This window comes from Sulfurimonas sp., from assembly GCF_028694895.1.
In the GTDB taxonomy this organism is placed as follows: Bacteria; Campylobacterota; Campylobacteria; order Campylobacterales; family Sulfurimonadaceae; genus Sulfurimonas.
Genome location: NZ_JAQVKA010000129.1, coordinates 1 through 3,702, shown reverse-complemented (window position 1 = coordinate 3,702; position 3,702 = coordinate 1). Strand labels below are relative to the sequence as shown.

Annotated in this window: 4 protein-coding genes and 2 pseudogenes; 2 read left to right on the top strand and 4 right to left on the bottom strand. The window is 35.5% G+C overall.

Features of this window, described 5'->3' with window-relative positions; genetic code table 11:
- From PHI38_RS09690 to PHI38_RS09675, 4 genes and pseudogenes are all read right to left on the bottom strand, one after another.
- Positions 1 to 306, bottom strand: a pseudogene (locus PHI38_RS09690) (DNA polymerase III subunit delta'); the annotation flags it as partial.
- Positions 293 to 841 carry a HobA family DNA replication regulator gene (locus PHI38_RS09685; protein WP_299855588.1) on the bottom strand — a complete coding sequence of 183 codons (549 nt, stop codon included), beginning with the start codon at positions 839 to 841 and terminating at the stop codon, positions 293 to 295. The gene PHI38_RS09685 and the pseudogene PHI38_RS09690, both read right to left, overlap by 14 nt.
- A 43-nt stretch (positions 842 to 884) precedes the next feature.
- Entirely contained in the window at positions 885 to 2,096 is a 1,212-nt protein-coding gene (locus PHI38_RS09680) for an aspartate kinase (protein WP_299855586.1), read from the bottom strand.
- A complete protein-coding gene (locus PHI38_RS09675) occupies positions 2,097 to 2,567 on the bottom strand; it encodes an RNA pyrophosphohydrolase (RefSeq protein ID WP_299855584.1) in 471 nt (156 codons plus the stop codon).
- Positions 2,568 to 2,689: 122 nt separating this feature from the next.
- On the opposite strand from PHI38_RS09675, the gene PHI38_RS09670 reads away from it, so the two are divergent.
- A complete protein-coding gene (locus tag PHI38_RS09670; RefSeq protein ID WP_299855582.1) occupies positions 2,690 to 3,073 on the top strand; it encodes a PAS domain-containing protein in 384 nt (127 codons plus the stop codon).
- An 8-nt stretch (positions 3,074 to 3,081) separates the two neighbouring features.
- Positions 3,082 to 3,702, top strand: a pseudogene (locus PHI38_RS09665) (chemotaxis protein); the annotation flags it as partial.

The window sequence follows — 3,702 nt, the reverse complement described above, 5'->3', positions numbered from 1 at the left end:
AAGGTTTGAAGTTGAATTAGAGAGTATTATAAACTCTATGTTCCTAGGAGGCTCTTCAAGAGCTTTTAAAAGAGAATTTTGTGAAACCGTATTGAGGTTGTTTGCACCAAGGATGATATATTTTGTTCCTGATTCGCTTATATATGCCTCTGCAACTGCGGCTTTTGCATGTTCTATCTTAAACTCATCTTCTACTATAAAACCAACTACTCTATTTGGTTTTAGATTATCTCTTAGCTTCTCAAATTCGGCTACTATATTTAATGTTATTAAAATATGGCTTTTTGTAAAATCATAATCCAACATCAACTTCTCCAAACATCGCTGCATTTAGCGAGGCGTTAAAGAGACGATAGAGCTGAAGTAGTTTTATATCTAATAGTTTGTCATAAGATTTTAGATGCAGTGCATTTAAATACTCTTCATCAAAAATCCAAAAATAACTTGAGTCTTTTCTCTTAGCTATATCTGCTCTTCTATCGTCGCCTCTACCTATATACCAGTAGAAGTACTCATCTTTGTGTGATAAAGAGATAACATCTTCTACTGTATCTAACATCTCTCCACTACCTATACTGTTATAGTGTTTATAGATACTATCTATGCTTATTATAGGTAAAAGTGGTCTATCTATCTGCAAGGAGTTTAAAAAATCTAAGATATAGGCCTCAAACCACTTTCTTTTTTCATCAGTTATTAAAATAACTGTCTTACCGCTAAGGATTTGCCCAAGTGCTTGAGAGGTAGTAGTGGTCCAGTCAAAACGCTGCTCTTCAAGCCAGCTAAAACAACCACCCTCTTCTCTGATAGCGTCTAAGCTCCACTGAGCAAAATCAGACATATTTTTTATACAACTTTAACAAAGAAAGAATTATATTTACTCATTACTTATCTAGCTCATAAGCGCTATGAAGCGCTCTAACTGCAAGCTCCGCATATTTTTCATCGATTATCATAGATATTTTTATCTCTGAAGTTGAAATCATATTTATATTTATATTCTCAGCAGCCATTACTGAAAATGCTTTAGCAGCAACGCCTGTATGAGATTTCATTCCAACGCCTACAATAGAGACTTTGCAAATGTTTTCATTATAAGAGATTTCATCAACTTCTGACTCTTTTACAAATGAGTTCATAACTTTTTTTGCATCATCCAAATCACTAACAGGAACAGTGAAGTCTATATTTGCCTTACCGTCACGTCCTTCGTTTTGAATAATCATATCTACGTTTACGCTGCTCTTAGATAGTTTTGTAAAGATATCAGACGCAATCCCTGGTCTGTCTTTTACGCCTACTAATGAAACACGTGCTTGATTTTTATCCAGTGCTATTCCGCTAACTAATGGTTTTTCCATGATATTTTCTTCCTTGGTTATTAATGTTCCCTCTTCATTTGTGAAGCTTGTTCTTGTTACTAAATTTACATTTAATTTTTTTGCTAACTCTACTGAGCGATTTTGAAGAACCTTTGCCCCAAGAGATGCAAGTTCTAGCATCTCATCATAAGAGATTTTATCTAGTTTTTTAGCGCGTGGTTCAATGCGTGGGTCAGTTGTAAAAATACCACTAACGTCAGTATATATTTCACATAGGTCAGCCTTGATAGCTCCTGCAATTGCAACAGCACTCAAATCACTCCCGCCGCGTCCAAGCGTAGTTACATTTCCATCTTGAGAAACGCCTTGAAAACCGGCTACTACAACTATCTTACCCTCTTTTATAGCCTTATTAAGAGCTGTTGGATCTATCTCTTCAATACGGGCTTTTGTGTGTATATTGTCTGTTACAATTCCAGCTTTGCGTCCTGTCATAGAGACCGCTGCACAACCCATCTCACTAAGTGCAATTGCTAGAAGTGAAGCCGTTACTCTCTCTCCTGAACTAAGCAGCATATCTACCTCTGCTCTTTGTGGGTTTTTTGAGAAGTGTTCTGCATATGCTATAAGCTTGTTAGTCTCTCCGCTCATTGCAGATACAACAACAACTACATCATTGCCAGCTTTTTTTGTCTCACAAACACGAGAAGCCACATTTTGAATTCTCTCTAAATCTCCAACACTTGTTCCGCCAAATTTTTGAACTATTAACATCTACAATAATCCCTCTTTTTTAAAATAAGTTATCACACACTCATAAACATCTTGCTTAAAACTAGCACTAAGGCTAAGCGCTTCATCTACACTTACAAATTTATAGTCACAAAACTCAGGCTCATCCGTCTGTATATTTATCACAGCGCCTTTACTAAGTTTTACCAAAAAATATTTCTGCTTCTGCCCTATAAAAGGTTTCATGTTTTGAGCAATTTTTTGGGGAAAGTCATAAGATATCCACTCAGGAAATTCAGCTATAACTTCTACCTCGTCGGTACCTATTTCCTCTTTTAACTCTCTAAAGAGTGCTTCTTGTATTGCTTCTCCATCATCTATCCCACCTTGTGGGAACTGCCAAACGTCAAGTAAATCATTTCTTTGTGCAAGAAAAATTTCTTTTGAGAGTGGATAACTGTTTGATACAATAATCATCGCAACATTAGGACGATATAACTCTTTTTCAACCATCTCTTCACTTCATGTAATATTGACGCAATTGTACAAAAGATGGTATTAAAATAAACTAATGTCATGTGCAACTTTTTTTTTCTGTGTTATAATTGTGACACATTCTAAAAAAGGGGCATATAATGAAAGAGTATATTCTAAAAAGTGATGACTTTTTAGTTTCGCAAACAGACTCAAAGGGGTTTATTTTATTTGCAAATGATGACTTTTGTAAAGTCGCAGGTTTTACACTTGAGGAGCTAGTTGGAAAACCGCACAACATAGTTCGTCATAAAGATATGCCAAAAGCACCATTTAAAAGTTTATGGGAGACCATAAAAGAGGGTAAAATCTGGGATGGCTATATCAAGAACATGACCAAAGAGGGTGGATTTTACTGGGTTTACGCAACTGTATATCCGCTATATGATGAAACGAGAAAAGAGCAGACTTATCTCTCTTGCAGAAGAAAGCCATCAGAACAAGAGATTTTAGAAGCAGAAATGCTATATAAAACAATGAAGTAGGAATGAAAATGAACAATAGGATAAAAAACACAATCATCACATTAGCTTTTACAGCCTTAATTGTCTCTCTGTTTCTAACAGACAACACTCTCGTTCATGCCGCAATAGCTGTTATAGGGTTTATAGTTATACTCTCAACAAACATGAAAGCAGACTCCTCTGGTAAAAACATTCTAGATCAAAAAAGATTAGAGCTTATAGAGATGATGCAGTTTAAAAGAAACAGAGTAAAAACAGATGAAAACACAACAAATGAAGCTGAGAAAAACTTCAATACTATAGTAGCAACATATCAAGAGTCTGTACTTGAAGATACCAAGGTAGCTGGTGAGATGGTACTTTTAACAGATAAAGTTGCAAGAGGAGATTGTTCAGGGAGAATTGCGTCTGATTCAAAAACTCCTTATGTCCATATACTAAGAAATAGCCTTAACAATATGCTTGATTCTTCTGAAGCAAATATCGATATTGCGATAGATACACTTCAAAAGTTTTCAAAAGGTCTCTTTGGGACAAGAAGCGAAATACATGTAGAGGCTAAAATGGCTGAGTTGCTAAACAATATCAACCAACTAGGCCAAGCTCTTCAAGGTATGGAAGAAAAAAACAGTGATAGTCAAAAAACTATT